At 39.1% G+C, this 3,756-nt stretch carries 2 protein-coding genes; both read left to right on the top strand.

Going from position 1 to position 3,756, the window contains the following annotated elements:
• Positions 1–63: 63 nt before the first annotated feature.
• A complete protein-coding gene (locus SORDD27_RS03820) occupies positions 64–1,488 on the top strand; it encodes an NADP-dependent glyceraldehyde-3-phosphate dehydrogenase (RefSeq protein ID WP_061427429.1) in 1,425 nt (474 codons plus the stop codon).
• A 272-nt stretch (positions 1,489–1,760) separates the two neighbouring features.
• The gene (glgB, locus tag SORDD27_RS03815) at positions 1,761–3,656 is read left to right on the top strand and encodes a 1,4-alpha-glucan branching protein GlgB (RefSeq protein WP_061427427.1); all 1,896 of its coding nucleotides are present in this window, start codon (positions 1,761–1,763) and stop codon (positions 3,654–3,656) included.
• Positions 3,657–3,756 lie beyond the last annotated feature (100 nt).

Raw genomic sequence — 3,756 nt, 5'->3', positions numbered from 1 at the left:
GGGGTTGTAATTTTCTGAAAATTTGATAAAATAAGTTTTAATCATTTTCAGGAGGAAGAGAATTTGACACATTATCAGAATTTAGTGAATGGAAAATGGAAATCATCAGAGAATGAAATTGCCATCTATTCTCCCATCAATCAAGAAAAGCTGGGTACAGTACCTGCTATGAGTCAGGCTGAAGTAGATGAGGCTATGAAAGCTGCGCGTGCAGCTCTCCCAGCATGGCGTGATTTAGCACCCGTTGAGCGTGCAGCCTATTTGCATAAGACAGCAGACATTTTGGAACGTGATAAAGAAAAAATTGGTACCATTCTTGCCAAAGAGGTTGCAAAAGGGATTAAAGCAGCCATTGGAGAAGTAGTACGTACAGCAGAATTGATTCGTTTTGCTGCTGAGGAAGGCCTCCGTATCACTGGACAAGCTATGGAAGGTGGGGGTTTTGAAGCTGCAAGTAAAAATAAACTAGCCGTTGTCCGTCGTGAGCCAGTTGGAGTCGTCCTAGCTATTGCACCATTTAACTATCCAGTCAACCTTTCTGGATCTAAGATTGCTCCGGCTTTGATTGCAGGAAATGTCGTTATGTTCAAACCACCAACACAAGGATCTATTTCTGGTCTCTTGCTGGCTAAAGCATTTGACGAAGCAGGAATCCCAGCAGGTGTCTTTAACACCATCACTGGACGTGGTTCTGAGATCGGAGACTACATCATCGAACACAAGGAAGTGAACTTCATTAACTTTACAGGTTCAACACCGATTGGGGAGCGTATTGGTCGTTTAGCTGGTATGCGCCCGATTATGCTGGAGCTTGGTGGGAAAGATGCAGCAATTGTTTTAGAAGATGCAGATTTAGAAAATGCAGCTAAGCAAATCGTAGGTGGTGCGTTTAGCTACTCTGGTCAGCGTTGTACCGCTATCAAACGTGTTTTGGTTGTGGAAAGCGTAGCTGACAAATTGGCTGAATTGCTCCAAGCTGAAGTTGCTAAGCTAACGGTCGGTGATCCATTTGACAATGCAGATATCACGCCAGTTATTGATAATGCTTCAGCTGATTTCATCTGGGGATTGATTGAAGATGCTCAAGAAAAGGGTGCTAAGGCGCTCAGCCTAATCAAACGTGAAAACAACCTCATTTGGCCTGGACTTTTTGATTATGTCACAAGAGATATGAAATTAGCCTGGGAAGAACCATTTGGACCTGTTCTTCCAATTATTCGAGTTGCAGATGCCAATGAAGCGGTAGAAATTGCTAATGAATCAGAATTCGGTCTTCAATCTTCAGTCTTTACAAATGACTTTAAGAAGGCATTTGAAATTGCTGAAAAACTTGAAGTTGGAACCGTTCATATTAATAATAAAACACAACGTGGACCAGATAATTTCCCATTCCTTGGTGTAAAAGGTTCTGGTGCAGGAGTACAAGGAATTAAATATAGTATCGAAGCGATGACAAATGTTAAATCCATTGTTTTTGATGTGAAATAATCTATAAAATCAGGAAAAATACTTCCTGATTTTGTTTTTTTCAAAAAAATACAGTAGAAAATTGATAAAAAACGAATATTCTGGTATTATAATAAAAAAATATATGGAAATTGTTTCGTGTTCTATTTTCTGGATATCTTTTTTAAAATGCTAGGTAATTTTTTGAAGGCTTTCATAAAAAAATATGATTTCCTTCGTAAATTACTTGAAAGTTATCTTAAAAGAGTGTATAATAGAATTATAGAAAACGCTTACAAAAGAAAGGGGATTGAATGAATAATCAAGAAGCATTAAGAACCTTTACTACAGGTGAGAACTTTCACCTCCAGCATTATTTAGGAGCGCATAGAGAGGAGAAAAACGGAGAAATAGGCTATACCTTTAGGGTTTGGGCCCCTAATGCACAAGCAGTTCATCTAGTTGGTGATTTTACTAATTGGGTTGAGAATCAGATTCCCATGGTTCGTAATGAAGCAGGTGTTTGGGAAGTCTTTACAAGTCAAGCCCAGGAAGGTCAGATTTATAAATATCATATCACGCGTGCAAATGGTCACCAGATTATGAAGATCGATCCGTTGGCAGTTTATTTTGAAGCTAGACCGGGTACAGGAGCTGTTTTGACCAATATCCGTGAAAAGAAATGGAAAGATGGCCTTTGGCTAGCACGTCGCAAACGTCTGGGATTTTTCGAGAGACCAGTTAATATATATGAAGCCCATGCAGGATCTTGGAAGAGAAATCCAGATGGTAGTCCCTATACGTTTTCACAACTGAAAGACGAGTTGATTCCATACTTAGTTGAGATGAACTATACACATATTGAGTTCATGCCTTTAATGGCTCACCCACTTGGATTGAGCTGGGGCTATCAGCTTATGGGTTACTTTGCTTTTGAACATTCCTATGGTACACCTGAGGAATTCCAAGATTTCGTTGAAGAGTGTCATATAAATAATATCGGTGTTATCGTAGACTGGGTTCCGGGTCATTTCACTATTAACGATGATGCCTTGGCATATTATGATGGAACACCAACTTTTGAATACCAAGATCACAACAAGGCTCATAACTATGGTTGGGGTGCGCTGAATTTTGACCTCGGGAAAAATGAGGTCCAGTCTTTCTTGATTTCAAGTATTAAATTTTGGATTGATTTTTACCACTTAGATGGTATTCGGGTCGATGCAGTGAGCAATATGCTGTATCTAGATTATGATAATGCTCCTTGGACTCCAAACAAAGACGGTGGAAACCTTAATTACGAGGGTTATTATTTCCTTCAACGTTTGAATACAGTTGTTAAGTTAGCTCATCCAGATATCATGATGATTGCAGAAGAAAGTTCATCAGCGACAAAGATTACTGGTATGAAAGAAATGGGCGGCCTTGGATTTGACTATAAATGGAATATGGGCTGGATGAATGATATCCTCCGTTTTTACGAGGAAGATCCAATTTATCGCAAGTATGACTTTAATCTTGTGACTTTCAGCTTTATGTATGTTTTTAATGAAAACTATCTCTTACCTTTCTCACATGATGAAGTAGTTCATGGTAAGAAGAGTATGATGCATAAGATGTGGGGGGATCGCTACAATCAGTTCGCTGGTCTGCGCAATCTCTACACTTATCAAATTTGCCATCCAGGTAAGAAACTCTTGTTCATGGGTAGTGAGTACGGGCAATTCCTCGAGTGGAAGTCTGAGGAGCAGTTGGAATGGTCTAATCTAGAAGATCCGATGAATGCCAAGATGAAGCATTTCACTTCACAACTGAATCAATTCTATAAAGAGCATCGTTGTCTTTGGGAAATTGATACTAGTTATGATGGTATCGAGATTATCGATGCTGATAATAGAGATCAGAGTGTCCTTTCCTTTATTCGTAAGGGCAAGAAGGACGAAATGTTAGTCTGTGTCTTTAACATGGCACCAGTTGAACGTAAGGACTTTACGATTGGTTTACCTGTTGCAGGTATTTACGAAGAAGTTTGGAATACAGAACTAGAAGAATGGGGAGGTGTGTGGAAAGAGCACAATCAAACAGTTCAGACTCAAGAAGGCTTATGGAAAGATTATGAGCAGACTTTGACCTTTACCCTGCCTGCTATGGGGGCAAGCATCTGGAAGATCAAGCGTCGTTTGAAACCAACCAAGAAAAAAGAATAATGGACTGATGATTATAATTTTTTAGATTTTAAAAACGGATTTACTTGTATTGGACTTGAAACACAAGAGAAATGGATTTCCTATTATTTTTATAAAAAGT

The organism is Streptococcus oralis (genome assembly GCF_001579025.1).
Lineage (GTDB): Bacteria > Bacillota > Bacilli > Lactobacillales > Streptococcaceae > Streptococcus > Streptococcus oralis_X.
The sequence above is the reverse complement of the archived record's forward strand: the minus strand, read 5'-3'. Positions and strand labels throughout refer to the sequence as shown.